General features: G+C 73.2%; 15 protein-coding genes. 9 read left to right on the top strand and 6 right to left on the bottom strand.

Annotation, left to right across the window (positions count from 1 at the left end; translation table 11 throughout):
• Positions 1-64 precede the first annotated feature (64 nt).
• On the bottom strand, positions 65-880 hold the full coding sequence (locus AB0H83_RS18190; RefSeq protein WP_360094623.1) for a DUF72 domain-containing protein: 816 nt from the start codon (positions 878-880) through the stop codon (positions 65-67).
• Positions 881-998: 118 nt separating this feature from the next.
• On the opposite strand from AB0H83_RS18190, the gene AB0H83_RS18185 reads away from it, so the two are divergent.
• The gene (locus AB0H83_RS18185) at positions 999-1,331 is read left to right on the top strand and encodes a PadR family transcriptional regulator (protein ID WP_360094620.1); all 333 of its coding nucleotides are present in this window, start codon (positions 999-1,001) and stop codon (positions 1,329-1,331) included.
• Positions 1,328-3,079 (top strand): hypothetical protein, encoded by a 1,752-nt coding sequence (locus tag AB0H83_RS18180; RefSeq protein WP_360094617.1) that lies wholly within the window; start codon positions 1,328-1,330, stop codon positions 3,077-3,079. The genes AB0H83_RS18185 and AB0H83_RS18180 overlap by 4 nt, the downstream gene beginning before the upstream one ends.
• A 300-nt stretch (positions 3,080-3,379) precedes the next feature.
• Here AB0H83_RS18180 and AB0H83_RS18175 read toward each other — a convergent pair whose 3' ends face one another.
• Positions 3,380-4,165, bottom strand: a complete 786-nt coding sequence (locus AB0H83_RS18175; RefSeq protein WP_360094614.1) for a LysR substrate-binding domain-containing protein — start codon at positions 4,163-4,165, stop codon at positions 3,380-3,382.
• Between the two features lie 139 nt (positions 4,166-4,304).
• Here AB0H83_RS18175 and AB0H83_RS18170 point away from each other — a divergent pair, with 139 nt between their 5' ends.
• Positions 4,305-4,844 (top strand): DUF5997 family protein, encoded by a 540-nt coding sequence (locus AB0H83_RS18170; protein WP_360094611.1) that lies wholly within the window; start codon positions 4,305-4,307, stop codon positions 4,842-4,844.
• On the opposite strand, the gene AB0H83_RS18165 is transcribed toward AB0H83_RS18170, so the two are convergent.
• Together AB0H83_RS18165 and AB0H83_RS18160 are read right to left on the bottom strand one after the other, a co-directional pair.
• Positions 4,834-5,316, bottom strand: coding sequence for a DinB family protein (locus AB0H83_RS18165; protein ID WP_360094608.1), 483 nt, complete (start codon positions 5,314-5,316; stop codon positions 4,834-4,836). The genes AB0H83_RS18170 and AB0H83_RS18165 overlap by 11 nt on opposite strands.
• Positions 5,316-5,828, bottom strand: coding sequence for a hypothetical protein (locus AB0H83_RS18160; protein ID WP_360094605.1), 513 nt, complete (start codon positions 5,826-5,828; stop codon positions 5,316-5,318). Before AB0H83_RS18160 ends, AB0H83_RS18165 begins: the two co-directional genes overlap by 1 nt.
• Before the next feature lie 258 nt (positions 5,829-6,086).
• On the opposite strand from AB0H83_RS18160, the gene AB0H83_RS18155 reads away from it, so the two are divergent.
• Together AB0H83_RS18155 and AB0H83_RS18150 are read left to right on the top strand one after the other, a co-directional pair.
• Entirely contained in the window at positions 6,087-6,344 is a 258-nt protein-coding gene (locus tag AB0H83_RS18155) for a hypothetical protein (RefSeq protein WP_360094602.1), read from the top strand.
• 105 nt (positions 6,345-6,449) lie between these two features.
• Positions 6,450-6,776 (top strand): diguanylate cyclase, encoded by a 327-nt coding sequence (locus AB0H83_RS18150; RefSeq protein WP_360094599.1) that lies wholly within the window; start codon positions 6,450-6,452, stop codon positions 6,774-6,776.
• A gap of 25 nt (positions 6,777-6,801) precedes the next feature.
• Here the strand turns inward: AB0H83_RS18150 and AB0H83_RS18145 are convergent, their stop codons facing one another.
• Complete coding sequence (locus AB0H83_RS18145) at positions 6,802-7,209, bottom strand: ATP-binding protein (protein ID WP_360094596.1); 408 nt, start codon at positions 7,207-7,209, stop codon at positions 6,802-6,804.
• A 135-nt stretch (positions 7,210-7,344) separates the two neighbouring features.
• On the opposite strand from AB0H83_RS18145, the gene AB0H83_RS18140 reads away from it, so the two are divergent.
• The 4 genes from AB0H83_RS18140 (at position 7,345) to AB0H83_RS18125 (ending at position 10,986) form a co-directional block, all read left to right on the top strand.
• Positions 7,345-7,650: an STAS domain-containing protein gene (locus AB0H83_RS18140; protein ID WP_360094593.1), complete on the top strand. Its 306-nt coding sequence runs from the start codon at positions 7,345-7,347 to the stop codon at positions 7,648-7,650.
• Positions 7,651-7,759: 109 nt separating this feature from the next.
• Complete coding sequence (locus AB0H83_RS18135; RefSeq protein ID WP_360094590.1) at positions 7,760-8,968, top strand: GAF domain-containing SpoIIE family protein phosphatase; 1,209 nt, start codon at positions 7,760-7,762, stop codon at positions 8,966-8,968.
• A gap of 392 nt (positions 8,969-9,360) precedes the next feature.
• Positions 9,361-10,098 carry a hypothetical protein gene (locus AB0H83_RS18130; protein ID WP_360094587.1) on the top strand — a complete coding sequence of 246 codons (738 nt, stop codon included), beginning with the start codon at positions 9,361-9,363 and terminating at the stop codon, positions 10,096-10,098.
• Positions 10,099-10,323: 225 nt separating this feature from the next.
• Complete coding sequence (locus AB0H83_RS18125) at positions 10,324-10,986, top strand: tetratricopeptide repeat protein (RefSeq protein ID WP_360094584.1); 663 nt, start codon at positions 10,324-10,326, stop codon at positions 10,984-10,986.
• Between the two features lie 419 nt (positions 10,987-11,405).
• Here AB0H83_RS18125 and AB0H83_RS18120 read toward each other — a convergent pair whose 3' ends face one another.
• On the bottom strand, positions 11,406-12,596 hold the full coding sequence (locus AB0H83_RS18120; RefSeq protein WP_360094581.1) for a DUF6461 domain-containing protein: 1,191 nt from the start codon (positions 12,594-12,596) through the stop codon (positions 11,406-11,408).
• Between the last annotated feature and the right edge of the window lie 552 nt (positions 12,597-13,148).

Genomic DNA, 13,148 nt, shown 5'->3' with positions numbered 1-13,148 from the left:
GAGGACAACGCCGGCGCCGCCACTGCGCTTCCTGCGTACCGGCGAGGCGCGGGCCACATCCCGGTCAGAACAGCGTGAGCGCCTCGGCCGGCTCGGGCTCGGGCAGCGGCGCCAGTTGCGGCAGGCGGGCCCGGACGTCGTCGTGGAACCGGCGGGCGAGCGCGGGCGCGTCGGCGTTGTCCGGGGTGTGCACGAACACTGTCGGGGATCGGCCCTCGCGCAGCCAGCCGGTGACGACGTCGAGCCAGCGCTGCCAGCCCTCGACGGTGCGGTCGGGGTCGTCGCGGCCGAGGTACCGCACGATCGGCCGGTCGGTCAGCGCCACGGTGCGCATCGGCATGCGCGGCTTCTTGGTCCACGCGTCGCGCTCGGCGTCGCTGGCCGGCGGGGAGGCGAAGAACGCGGTCGTGTCGAACGGCACCCACTCGGCGCCGCCGAGCGCCGCCTCCAGCTGCCGCGCCGCACCCGGGTCGGTGAAGAACTCCGGGTGGCGGACCTCGACGGCGTACCGGTGCGACGGCGGCATGCGGCGCAGGAACCTGGCGAGCACGTCGACGTCGCCGGGGCCGAACGATCCCGGCAGCTGGATCCACAGCGCGTGGGTGCGCGGCCCCAGCGGCTCGATCGCGTCGAGGAACGCGCGCACGTCGCCGCCGGCGTCAATCAGGCGCCGCTCGTGGGTGACCCGCTTCGGCAGCTTCACCACGAACCGGAACCCCGGATCGGTCTGCTGCGCCCACGACGCCACGGTGTCCCTGGTCGGTGTGGCGTAAAACGTGGTGTTGCCCTCCACGGCGTTGCACCAGCCCGCGTACGCCCGCAACCGCTCGTGCGCAGGCACCGGCTGCGGCGCGAACCGCCACGCCTTGTGTGTCCACATGGCACACCCGACATGAAGCTGCACACCGGCACGCTACCCGCGTCGGCGGGCGCTGGGCCAATGACGGGGCGGCCGACCCTATGTAGCGAAACTGCATGCACCTATGTAGACTTCCGGCATGCCACCGATCAGGATGACGACGGCGCTGGCGAGGGTCGTCGCGGCGCTGCTGCACGACCCGGCCGCGGAGCACTACGGGCTGGAGCTGATGCGGGCGACCGGCCACCCGAGCGGCACGCTCTACCCGATCCTCGTCCGACTGGAGGCCGCCGGCTGGGTCAGCACCCGCTGGGAGGAGATCGACGCCGCCGAGGCGGGCCGGCCGCCCCGGCGGTACTACCGGCTGACCGCCGAGGGTGTGGTCGCCGCCCGGCAGGCCCTCGCGGAGCTGCGGCTCCAGCTCGACCCCGGCGCCAGCACCGTCACGAAGCCTCGGGGGGCGACGGCATGACGCCGGTGCGGGGGGTCGTCGCGGCGGTCGTCGACGGGCTCGTCGCGGTCGCCGCACGCCGCTGGGGCGTGCCCGCCGGCGACGACCGGGTCCGGGAGTGGCACGGCGAGCTGTATGCCCTGCGGCACGAGCCGGGCGTGCCACCGCCGGTGCGGGCGGGCCGGCAGATCGCGTTCGCACTGAGTCTGGCGGCATCCCGGCCGGCGCACCCGCAGGGGGCCGCCGCAATGGCGCTCGACGCGACCTGGGGCCTGGTCGGCCTGCTGCGGCCGGTGCTCGTGCTGCTGGCCGTGCCGGGCATCGCGACCGCGCTCATGCAGGGCTACGCCGACGCGGTCCGCGATTCCGTGTTCACGCTGCTGCTGGTGCCGGACCGGGCCATCGGCACGGCGGGCGGCTTCCCGGGCGCCACCGTCGCGTTCTGGATCGGGCTGGTGCTGCTCACCGGGTGTCTGCTGGCCGCGGCACAGGTCTTCGGCCGGTCCTGGTCCGCGTCGGACCCCGCGCACCGTCGGCTGGTCCGGCTCACCGCCGTGCCTGTGCTGCTGGCCGCCGGCGCGCTGCTGACCCCGCAGCCGCGGGTGTCCGCCGCCGCACTGGCCGCAGCTGCGGTCGTGCTCGCCGGCGCGGGACTGTGGGCCGGCCGGGTCGGCGGCGCCCGGCGTTGGCTGGTGCTCGTCCCCGCGGGTGCCGCCGCCGCGACGGTGCTGTTCGTGGCGGGACACGGGCCCGCGACGATGGCCCGCGGCGGCGTCGGCATACCGGCCGTCACCCTTGCGGTGGCCGTGTTCGCGGTACGGTGCGCCGCCGACACCACCCGTCGCGCCCCCGCCTGGTCCGCGGCTGGCCCGGCCGCCGGGTCCGCGGTCCGCACGGCGCCCGCGCCGGCGGTTGATGGGTCGGCGGGGAGCCCGGTGGCAGCGCCGGCGGCGCGCGCGGTGACGCTGGTGACGGCGCTCGTCGCCACCGTGGCAGGCGTGGCTGTCCTGGCCATGGCCGAGGCCGGCGCCCTGCCCGTCGGAGGCCGGGACACCGGACTGTGGACCGGCTGGCTCACCGCGATCCGGCAGGCCGCCACCGTGCTGATCGTCGCCGGGCTGGCGCAGGTCGTGGCGGCGCACCCGCGGACCCGGCTGGCGGAGGACCGGCGGCGGCGCGTCAGCCTGGCCGTGGCGGTGGTCGCCGCCTGCTGCGTGCCGAGCCTGCTGCTGCACGCGCGCTGGATGTGGATCGTCGTCGAGGAGGCGCCGGCCGCGTTCGCCCCGGCGACCGCGGTGCTGTCCGGAGGGCTCGCGGCGCTGTGCCTGGCCGGCGCGGTCGGCGCTCGCCGGGCCCCGCTGCACACCGGCGCCGCCGTGGCGCTCGTGGCCGGGTTCGCGCTGCCCGTCGCGGCGGCGGCCTCGTTGAGCGCCGGGGACGGCGACGACGACCCGCTCGTGATCATCGCCAACATCGCCGGGGTCCTGCTCACCATCCCGCTGCTGCTCACGGTCCGCCGGGTCGTGCTGGGCCGCCGGCCCGGCCGGGTCCGCCGGACGCTGCTGTGGACGGCGGCCGTCGTCGCCATGCCCCTGCTCGGGGCGACGCTCCTGCTCGACGCGCTGTTCCGGTACGCCGACACCGTCCTGCAACCGGACCTGGGCCTGCACAGCGCCGAGCCGACCGCGCTGGGCACGGTGCTGGCCGCGCTGGCGCTGGCCGCGTTCCTGGGCCGCCGCCCGGCCCGTGCCGGCCAGCCGCCGCCGTGAGCCCGGGCCTGCGTCGGCGGGCCGTCGCCGGTGAGCCCGCGCCTGCGCCGACCAGCAGTTGCCGGTGAGCCCGGGCCGCGTCGGCGGGCCGTCGCTGTGAGGCCGCGCCGGTCGGCCACGCCGGTCGGCCGTTGCCGGTGAGCCGTTGCCAGTGGGCCTGCGCCGGTCGGCCGTCGCCGTGGCCGCGCCGCGAGCCGTCGCCGTGAGGCCGCGCCGGTCGGCCGTTGCCGGTTTGCCAGCGCGTGCGTCCACGTCGCCAGTCAGCGCCGTGAGCCGGGCCGGGCCTGGTGGTGGGTCCGGTCAGCGGCCGCGACGCTTGGCCGGGCCGCCGCGGGTCGAGGCGCCCCGGCCCGTGCCGGCGGCGCCGGGGCGGCCTGGCTGCCTGCCCTGCTGACCGGCGGCCGGCCTCCCCGGCTGCTGCCGGGCGGGGCGCTGGCCCGGCTGAGCACCGCCGGCCGCGGACGGCGGCGCGTCCTGGGCGCGGCCCCGGGTGCTGTTGGCGGTCCGGCCGCGCACGATGCCGATCATCTCCTCGACCAGGTCGGTGTGCCGGTCGCGGACCCAGACCAGCGCCACCGAGGACTGGGGCGCGTCGGTGACGACCCGGTACGTCAGGTCCTTGCGGTGGTGCGCCCGGGCCAGCGACTGCGGCACGACCAGCACGCCGACCTCGGCCGCGACCCACTCGACCGCCGCGGCCGTGGTCGCGGGGCGCTCCGCCAGCACCGCGGCCGGGGCGGCGGGCCAGGCCAGCACGTCGTCGAGCGGGCTGAGCAGGGTCTCGTCGGCCAGGTCGGCGACCGTGAGCTCGTCGGCGGCCGCCAGCAGGTGCTCCTTGGGCACGATCGCGACGGTGGCCTCGGTGTACAGGGGAATCGCGTGGAACTCGGTGGTGTCGACCGGCAGCCGAATCAGCCCGGCGTCGGCGCCCGCGGACAGCAGCGCCGGCGCGGCGGCGGCCTCCGCCGGCTCCAGCCGCAGCTCGACGTCCGGCAGCCGCTCCGACCAGACCCGGGTCCACTTGTCGGGGGTGACGCCGGGGACGACGAGCAGACGGAACGTCTCGGGACGGCGGTCCTCGGGCACGGCACCTCCGAAGCAGCGGGCTGACCGGATCGGGGCCGGACCTGGTCAGGGTACCCGCCGCGGGGGTGCGGGCACTGTGACGGCGGCACCGCGGCACGGCGATGTGCCTGCCCGCTCACCGGGTCGCTACCCTGACCCGGTGAGCAAGCCGAAGAAGTCCCAGGTGATGAAGCCCTCCACGGCGGCGCTGAAGCTTGACGTGTATCTGCCCGCGACACCACAGGAGTTCCAGGACGGGATGGTGTCCCGCGAGGAGCTCGACGAGATGCAGCGCAACCCCCCGCAGTGGCTGGCGGACCTGCGCCGCGACGGGCCGCACCCGCGCAACGTCGTCGCCGCCCGGCTGCGGGTGTCCAACAGCGGGCTGGCGCGCGGCGGGATCACCGAGCCGCTCACGACCGCGCAGATCGCCGAGCTGGCCGCAGACCCGCCGCAGTGGCTGGTGCGGGAGCGCGAGACGCACGCGGAGAACAAGCGCGAGGAGCGCCGGCTGCAGGCGCAGCGCGAGGAGGCCGCGGCGGCCGCCGCCGCACCCGCGCCCGCGAAGCGCGCCGCGAAGGCGCAGCCAGCCGCCGGCCAGCGCAAGAAGGCCCAGCCAGCCGCCGGCCAGCGCAAGAAGGCCCAGCCGGCGCAGCGCAAGAAGGCCCAGCCCAACAGCAAGCGGGCCGCTAACCGCTGAGCACCTGCTCGCGCAGGATGTCTGCGTGGCCGCAGTGCTGGGCGAGCTCGCGCAGCACGTGCAGGTAGACCCAGCGCAGCGGCAGCGCCCCGCGGCGGTTGCCCGGCAACAGGTCGTCCAGGCCGAGCGGAGCCGTCGCCCGGCGGGAGGCGTCGCAGGCGTCCCGGTACGCACGCCGTACCGACGCGATCGTGTCCTCGGCGGTCAGCACGAACGACTCGTCGGGCGTCGCCGGGATGCCGATGTGCGCGCGTGAGCGGCCGGTGACGGCCTCGTCGAACCAGACTTGCTCCACGAACGTCGCGTGCTTCACCAAGCCGAGCAGCGTGGTGCGGGACGGCACGAGCGAGCGGCGGGCCTGCTCCTCAGTGAGCCCGTCGAGGGACGCCGCCAGCGCGGCGCGGTGCTCATCGATGAACGCCTCGAGCTGCACCCGCATCGGCGCGGCGTAGTTCGCGTGACGGTGCGGCATCAGGCGACCGTCAGCTCGTACATGGCCGCGACGCGGAACCCGTGCCCGTCGGTGCCGGTGAACCGCACCCGGTGCGCTCCCGGGGGCAGCGGGTCCACGCTCGCCCACAGGCCCCAGACGCGCACGGGGACCGGGCCCCGGCTGCGGGTGACGGGGTTCAGCAGGGCGCCGCGCACCTCGAACGGCTCCGACGCGTCGACCGGCTCGACGGGGTGCCGGACGTCGTCGACGTACGCGTCACCGGTCGTCTCCGGGATCGGCCCGGCGTCGGGGCCCCAGATGTTGAACGCGGGGAAGAACAGCGGGCGGCCAGCCGGGACGGTGCAGTGTTGCTCGACCGCCCCGCCGAAACAGCCGGCGAGGAACCACACGTCGGCGGGCTGCCGGCGGTGCGCGTGCGCGCCGGTGTCGTCGGAGACCGGGTTGCGCAGCGGCCCGGTCGCGGCGACCCACTGCACCCATCGGGCGGCGAGGGCCTCCGGACTTCCGGGCCGGTACGGAAAACTTGTCACGCGACAAGATCGTACTGCGCACCCCCGGACCGCGCTGTCCCCCACCGACCGGCCCTCTCGCGCGCCCGCGGACGGCGCTCCTGCCGCGGCTGCGGGTGCGTCCGGCCGCGGTTACTCAATGTGGCGGTCGACACCGCGGGTTTGTCACCCTGTCCGCTACTTCACCTGCAGTAGACCTTGACTCTTCGCGGCGCTGAGCAGAGATCCGGCGTCATAGCATGCAGATGCACGTGCATCCGGATGCAGGGAGGTGTTCTCGTGACCGATATCGACCAGTTGCTGCTGGCAGGTGCGCCAGCGCTGTTCGGCATCGTCGCCGACCCCGAGGACGACGGCCACCCGTGCGTCGTCGCGTGGGGCCACCAGCTCGCCGACCAGGCCGTGACCAGCTGGTTCCTCGCCGACGGCAGCCTCGAGGTCGCCGTGTTCGGCTCCGCCGAGGCGGCACTGGAGACCGCCGAGACGCTGTATCCGGCGCGTCTCGTCTGGGTGCCACCAGGGTGCTCCGTGTCCTGACCGCTCATGCCCTCCCGGCCGCGGCCGATGGTCCGTCGTGGCTCCGCCTGGGCCACATCGGAGCACGCCGGCGCACAGCCGGTGGTGGCGTGAGGGGAGCGGCACATGCGGGACCGTGCGCTGCTGCGCGACCCGGTGCTGCTCGGCCTCGTCGGGCTGACCGTCGCAGCGGTGCTGTGGTTCCTGCTCGGGCCCGGCGGCACCCGGTCCTCCTGGCTGATCCAGACCGGTCTGGACGTCGCCAGGGTCGCCGCCCTCTCCGGCCAGATCATGGCCGCCCTGTCGGCCCCGGTCGACCTGGACGGCCGGGAGCTGCGCATCGGCGGCAGCGTGGGCGTCGCCACCGGCCCGGCCGGCGATCCCGACCGGCTGCTGCGTGACGCCGACGCCGCGATGTACCGCGTCAAACAGGACCGCAAGGCCGCCGTCTGAGCGCCCGCCGACTGGTCTGCGCCGGTCAGGCGGCCTTCGCGGTGAGGCGGACCAGGCGGTCGCCGTCGCGGGCGTCGACGGTGAGCTCGTCGGACAGCTGCTTGGCCAGCCACAGGCCGCGCCCGTGGACCTGGTCCGGTGGGGGAGGCGCGGCCGGCACGGTGAACTGCCACGGTGCGGTGCCGTGGTCGACGACCTCGACGACGAGCCGGCGGGCCCACATCATGAGCGTCACCACGGCCGTGCCGCCGCCGTGCTCGACGGCGTTGATGACGATCTCGTTCACGGCGACGGTGAACGACGCCACCCGTTCGGGCGACAGGCCGACCTTGCGGGCCGCCTCGCTCACCCGGCGCCGGACCTCGGCGACGCCGGCCACGGTCACCGGAGGCAGCGCCACCAGCACCGGTGCCGTGTCAGAGTCATCCCGCATGTCACATCCACAACGTCGCGCATGGCCTGCGGCGGCGTCGCAAGCGTCCATATTGCGCCGACGCCGCCACTGCGTCCTCGTCGAGTCACCATATAGGGTCGGCTGGCGCTTGTCGTTTTGCGCAAGGGAGGGACCATGGCACTGTCGCTGTCCACCACCCGCGACGATGACACGGTCGTCGTCAGCGTTGCCGGTGACGTTGACCTGTCGACCGCCGCCGAGCTGGACGGTGCGGTGGCCGCCGCGGTCGTCGGCGCCACGGGAAGCGTGGTCGTCGACCTCGCCGGTGTGACGTTCATCGACTCCGCCGGCATCAACGCCCTGCTCAAGGGGCGGCGCCTGGCCGACGACCGGGGGCAGCGCTTCCGGGTCGCCAACCCGGCCGGGGTGGTCCGTGACGTGCTCGAGCTGACCGGGGTCCTGGCTCACTTGTCCGGCTGACAACGAAAGCGACGCAGGCGCCCGCCGGGCATCAGGGCCGGTGCGGCGTGGGGTGCGACACTTACCGTGCGGCTGACAGCCCGGAGCAGGAGGACAGGGACAGGTGCCGATGCGCGGCGGAAAGGCGATGGCCGACAGCGTGGAGAAGCTGCGCCGGCTGCAGGCGGTGACCGACGCCGCACTGTCGCAGCTCGGGCTGGAGGACCTGCTCCAGGAACTGCTGGAGCGGACCCTGGACATCCTGCGCGTCGACAGCGCCGCCGTGCTGCTGCTCGACGAGGGCGGCACCGACCTGGTCGCCACCGCCGCCGCCGGCCTCGGCCGGGAGCTGCAGCACATCCAGCGGATCCCCGTCGGTGCCGGCTTCGCCGGCGGCGTCGCCGTGCGCGGCGAGCCCGTCGCCGTGGAGCGCATCGACCAAGCCGGCGCCCTCGACGCGGCGCTGTTGCCGACGCACACCACCTCCGTCCTCGGGGTGCCGATGCTCAGCAGCGGCCGGGCCATCGGCGTGCTGTACGTCGGCGCCGTGCAGCCGCGGTCGTTCACCACCGACGACATCGAGCTGCTGCAGCTCGTCGCCGACCGGGCCAGCCTCGCCACCCAGGCCCGCCGGTCACGCCTGGACCGCGCCGCGGCCGTGGCGCTGCAACGCAGCCTGCTGCCGGCCCGGCCACCCGCCATCCCCGGCCTGGACGTGGCGGTGCGTTACGTGCCGGGCGCCCAGGTCGGCGTCGGCGGCGACTGGTACGACGTGTTCGACCTGCCCTCCGGCCACGTCGGCATCGTCATCGGCGATGTGGCCGGCAGCGGGCTGCACGCCGCTGTGGTCATGGGCCGGATCCGTAGCGCGCTTCGGGCGTACGCGATGGAGACCGACGACCCGGCGGACGTGCTGACCCGGCTGGACCGCAAGGTGCAGCGCTTCGAGCCGGACGCGATGGCCACCGCCATCTACGCCGTCCTGGACCCGACCCTGAGCACGGTCACGCTGTCCAACGCCGGCCACCTGCCACCGGTGCTGACCGGCCAGGACGCGCCGGGCACGCTGCTCAAACTCAGCCCGGACCTGCCGCTGGGCGCGTTCCGCGACGCGGTACGGCGTGAAAGCCGGTTTCCGCTGGAGCCCGGCCAGGGCCTGTTCCTCTACACCGACGGCCTCGTCGAGCGCCGGGGCCGGCGCCTCATCACCGGCCTGCAGCGGATGGTCGACACGCTGGCACCGGGCAGCGCCGACGCCACCTGCAACGCGGCGATGACCCTGCTGGACAACACCGCCCCGACCGACGACGTCGCCGTCCTCGCCGTGCGCCGCTACTGACTCCCGCCGCGGCTTTATGGCGTGGCGTGGCTGACTGCTCACCGCGGGTGTGCGGCCGTTCACTCGGCGTCGACCGCCACTCGCCGGCCTCAGCGGCTGCTGGCGCCGGAGCGACGCCAGGCACCCCGTACGACGTGCGGCGTGCGTTACCGACTGTGACGGAGCGAGCCGGCTCCACCACTGCACCCACTCATTGGGACTCGGTCCGATCCGTCAGGCGGCTCGGCCGTGATCGTCACGCTGTGTACGCCGTTCCCGCCGACATGCTCTGCGGACCCATGCGCTCTCGCGCCGGAAGCGGATGACATGCGGAGCCCTTCCCGTAGGCGCCGGACGGACCGGGGCGACCCTATGAGATCTTGGTACGGTCGGCACCTGCGCGGAGGTAGGGTGTGACCGAGGTTGCTGTTGTGGGGCCTTGTCGCACGTATGCGGCGGTCGTCGCAACTGCGGCGGTCGCGCTGGGGCTGCTCGCGTTCGCCGCCGACTTTGTCGATGGCGTCGCGGGCCAGGTCATGATCGCGCTCACCAGCAGCGGCTTCGCGTGGGGCCTGGCGGCTTTCCTGGCCGGCCGTTGGGCTGCCGGTGCCCGACGAGCCGCGGTGGGTGCCACTGGGCTGTTGGTGTTGGCGACGCTGCTCTACTACGTGCTGGTGCTGGTGATCAGCCGCCGATGGAGTGGAGCCACCCTGGAGGACGGCACGTCGGCCGATCTGTACGGCCTGCGCTCGGTTGCCGTCATGACCGCGGTATGGCTGATCGGCTCTCTCGTCGCGGGACCGATGCTCGGGCTGCTCGGCCATGCCGTACGAGTCGGCGATGTGTCGCGCGCGGCGCTGGCCGCTGGGGTCGCCTGTGGCCTGCTGTCCGGTGAAGGTTGGCACGCGATGGCGGCGGCACCACTCTGGCAGTTGCTGCCGGTGCCCGACCCGGACCGGGCTGACTTCGTCCGAGGCGTTGTGGTCTCGGAACTGGTCAAGATCCTCCTTCCTCTCGCCGTTCTGTCCGGGCTGGCCACAGCGCACCGTCTCTGGCGCGCATGGCCCATGCTGCTCACCGCGGCCGTCTCGAGCGGCGCGCTGAGTGCACTGCTGTGGTACGTGCTCGCCGCGGCCGCTAACAGTTTTTGAGGCTGGCGCTGCAGACGACACGGAAGTCGTGGGCGCACTGAGCTGCCGCCGATCCGCGCGGTCGGCGTTCAGCGCCCGCGTCTGCCAGCACGCCAGGAAGCAACGAAGCTGATTGGCACGGGCGGAGGTGGCTAGCATGATCATGCGACCCGGCCGGCGACCGGCATCGCCCTCGGCTGGACCGCTGCCGCGTCCCTGGCCAGAGAAGCCGGCCACCAGAGCTGAGTGAGCACCGAGATCAGGCGCACGCGTAGCCGCTGGTCGCTCACCGGGGGCGCGTCGGGTGCGTGCTTTCATGGCAGGGTGGACGACCCGGAGCAGTGGTTTCGGCGTGGCAGTGAGCTCGCCGACGAGGGCGGAGCGGTCGAGGCCGAAGCGCTGGCGTTGCTGAGCGCGGCGGTGGCGGCCGGATACGGACCGGCCAAGGTCCGGCTGGCCGAGTTCCTGCTGCATCAGTGTTCGACGGCCGACGCGGCGTCCCGCACGGAGGCACTGCAGCTGCTGCGGGAGGCCGTGACGGCCGGCGTACCAGGTGCGCGGCACATGCTGGGCGTCACCCTCTGGGATGACGGTGCGCTGGACGAGGCCGAGAACCTGCTGCGGGCCGCGCTCGCGGACGGGGAGCTCGACGTGCAGATGAACCTGGCTGGACTGCTGCATCACAAGGGCGATGACGCCGCGGCGTTTGCCCTGCTGCGCCAGGCGGCGGAGCGCGGCGGCGGCCCGGCCTACTGGATCGTCATGCGGCTGCTGCCTCCAGCCAGCCGGGCCGCGCGGGAGGTGACCATGGCCTACGAGTCGGCGACCCCACCCGAGGAGCGGCCGGTGTGCGTCCTGCTGATCCCTGGCGCATGGGAACTCGACCCGTCGGTGCTACCTGTCGACTGAAATCTCGGTGCTCAGGTATCCGCTCAGGCCGCCGGTCGCGCGCGGCATGTGGACGATGACCGTCGCGCGGGTGTCGTCGCTGTAGCCCAGCATCCCGCTGAACAAGATTCCGAACGGGCATGATGGTGGCGTGCCGGACGAGGGCGTACCACTGCACGACGCGAAACCGGACCTCTCGCACGGACGGTCCGGCTGCTGGACGGGCTCGGCGAGCGCGAAATGGCGCCTGCCCTGGAAGAGCAGGCGTACTACGGCGATTGCCGGTGCCTGAGCGCCGACCGCACCGTGGTCACAGCTGTCGAACTGGACGGCTGACGGTTGACGACTCGCGACTACAACTCCTGGTCGTCTCGTCCTTCCCTTACGAATACGATCGTGCCGCCTGACCTGCCCGGATGACATTCTCGGCAGGTACAAGGTCACCAGGTCTCGATGGCGCCGAGGTGTTCGCCCGCGAAGTGCTCCGGCCGGGGACGCACGTCCGCGATCAGGCAGGCGATCTCCACCGATGGCGGCAGGAAATGGTCGTCATCACGGGTGTCCCGATAGCGTCCGAGTCCGATGGCGCGCATGAACGGCACGATTGCGTCCGGGCTTTCGCCCGCGTCGGCCGGACCGCCGAGCTCCAGCGCCTCATTTCCCGAGTCCCATTCGTACAGCGCGGAGGGTGTGCCGTCGGCAGACCAGCCGAGAAACTCCTCGCCGTCGTAATTCTTGGCGCAGACGACCGCCTGGGTGCCCCGCGACATCGGCGCGAGCCGGTCGACGCCGTCCGTGGCGTCGAGTTCGACGAGCATCACCCAATCATCGATCTGGGCCGTGAACACCCGTTTCGGCAAGTCATCGTTCAGGTCCTGAACCGTCGCGAGGTCCGCGTACCTCATCGGTGCGGTCCGTGCGGCGTCGACGCCCAGCCGCAGCAACGCCTCCCTGGCAGAGATACCCTGCGCCAGCGTGATCGAGTAGTTCTCGTCGACATCGAGCAGGCGGAACCAGTCGGCTGGCAAGCCGCTTCTACGCGGCCGTCGCGGCTTCGCGCGATCCTTCCGCTCACGACGGGCGTACTTCTGCTCCAACTGGTCGAGCCGTGCTTCCTCGGCAGCGGTGCCGCTGCGGTACACCTCCGAGCCGTCGTCCGCGAACAGCACGACGTCGCCGTCGTCGCCGACGACCAGAGCGGAAACCGCGTACGCCACCGGATCCAGGCGCCTGCCGGTCCACTTGGCCAGCACCGTGGAGTCGGTACCGGTCCGCAGAACGCCATCGTGCCCGAGTGTCAGCTCCGCGCCGGCCACCCCGGTACACCGCCAGACCGTCCCGCCCCGAGAGCGGACGAGCACGGTCTCTCCGGCCGGAGTGTGCGACAGGTGATATTTGCCGTTGGAAGACGTGAGCGGTCCGACGAGACGCTGCCCGCGGGTCATCCGGTCACCGGAGGCCGGCTGGTAACTCGCGACGTCGGCGTCCGTCACAGGATCCCGGCTCCAGCGCTGGAAGCCGTCCGGATCCACCAGTACCAGCCGCCCGCTATCGGTCACCACCGCAGCGCTCACCCGCCGGTCGACGCCACCCGAGCGCCAGAGCGGGCGGCCGCTCCCGTCCTCGAGCACGAGATATCCCTCGGGCACGAGAACCAGGCGGCCCGAGCCGTTCCGGGCAGCGCCAGCCCCACCGAGGTGCTGGCCGAACTCCTCGCTACCTACCAGGAGTCCTACGGGCACTGCACTCGTAAAGACCTGGCCGGCAACTCCGCCCCAGCTTTGGAGATCCAGCTCAGCCTCAAGCCCTCGGACGCTCCAGAGGTCACCGGTACGTGTCCGGTTCCGCAACGCCAGTTCCCCGCCGCTGCGGTGCTCCAGCGCAAAAGTACCGTTGACCGACACGAGCGACCCTAGCGAGAGGGCCTCCCCGGCTCGCAGAACGGTCCGATCATCAGTAGACACGTCTCGTATGATGTGCCGACCGGCCCCGCGATTCAAACTCCCATGGCACGGCCCGACGACAGGGCCGTCATGCATGTCTGCTGGCACACGGGTGTGCGTTCGCCTGATTGAACCGGCCCGGCCCTTCATGCGTACCTGTACGAAGGCATCGTCTGCGCATCGTGGACACAAGGGGAGAACACCGTGACGGATGCGAATCAGAGCGTGAAAGGACCGGCC

Origin of the sequence: Dactylosporangium sp. NPDC050688 (genome assembly GCF_040654515.1) — a bacterium.
Classification (GTDB): Bacteria; Actinomycetota; Actinomycetes; order Mycobacteriales; family Micromonosporaceae; genus Dactylosporangium.
The sequence above is the reverse complement of the archived record's forward strand: the minus strand, read 5'-3'. Positions and strand labels throughout refer to the sequence as shown.

Bases quoted from the DNA above. Each gene is read 5' to 3' on its own strand.
- AB0H83_RS18145 (WP_360094596.1), bottom strand. From the start codon at position 7,209: ATGCGGGATGACTCTGACACGGCACCGGTGCTGGTGGCGCTGCCTCCG.
- AB0H83_RS18165 (WP_360094608.1), bottom strand. From the start codon at position 5,316: ATGCCGCACCGTCACGCGAACTACGCCGCGCCGATGCGGGTGCAGCTC.
- AB0H83_RS18185 (WP_360094620.1), top strand. From the start codon at position 999: ATGCCACCGATCAGGATGACGACGGCGCTGGCGAGGGTCGTCGCGGCG.
- AB0H83_RS18140 (WP_360094593.1), top strand. From the start codon at position 7,345: ATGGCACTGTCGCTGTCCACCACCCGCGACGATGACACGGTCGTCGTC.
- AB0H83_RS18150 (WP_360094599.1), top strand. From the start codon at position 6,450: ATGCGGGACCGTGCGCTGCTGCGCGACCCGGTGCTGCTCGGCCTCGTC.
- AB0H83_RS18180 (WP_360094617.1), top strand. From the start codon at position 1,328: ATGACGCCGGTGCGGGGGGTCGTCGCGGCGGTCGTCGACGGGCTCGTC.
- AB0H83_RS18190 (WP_360094623.1), bottom strand. From the start codon at position 880: ATGTGGACACACAAGGCGTGGCGGTTCGCGCCGCAGCCGGTGCCTGCG.
- AB0H83_RS18135 (WP_360094590.1), top strand. From the start codon at position 7,760: ATGCGCGGCGGAAAGGCGATGGCCGACAGCGTGGAGAAGCTGCGCCGG.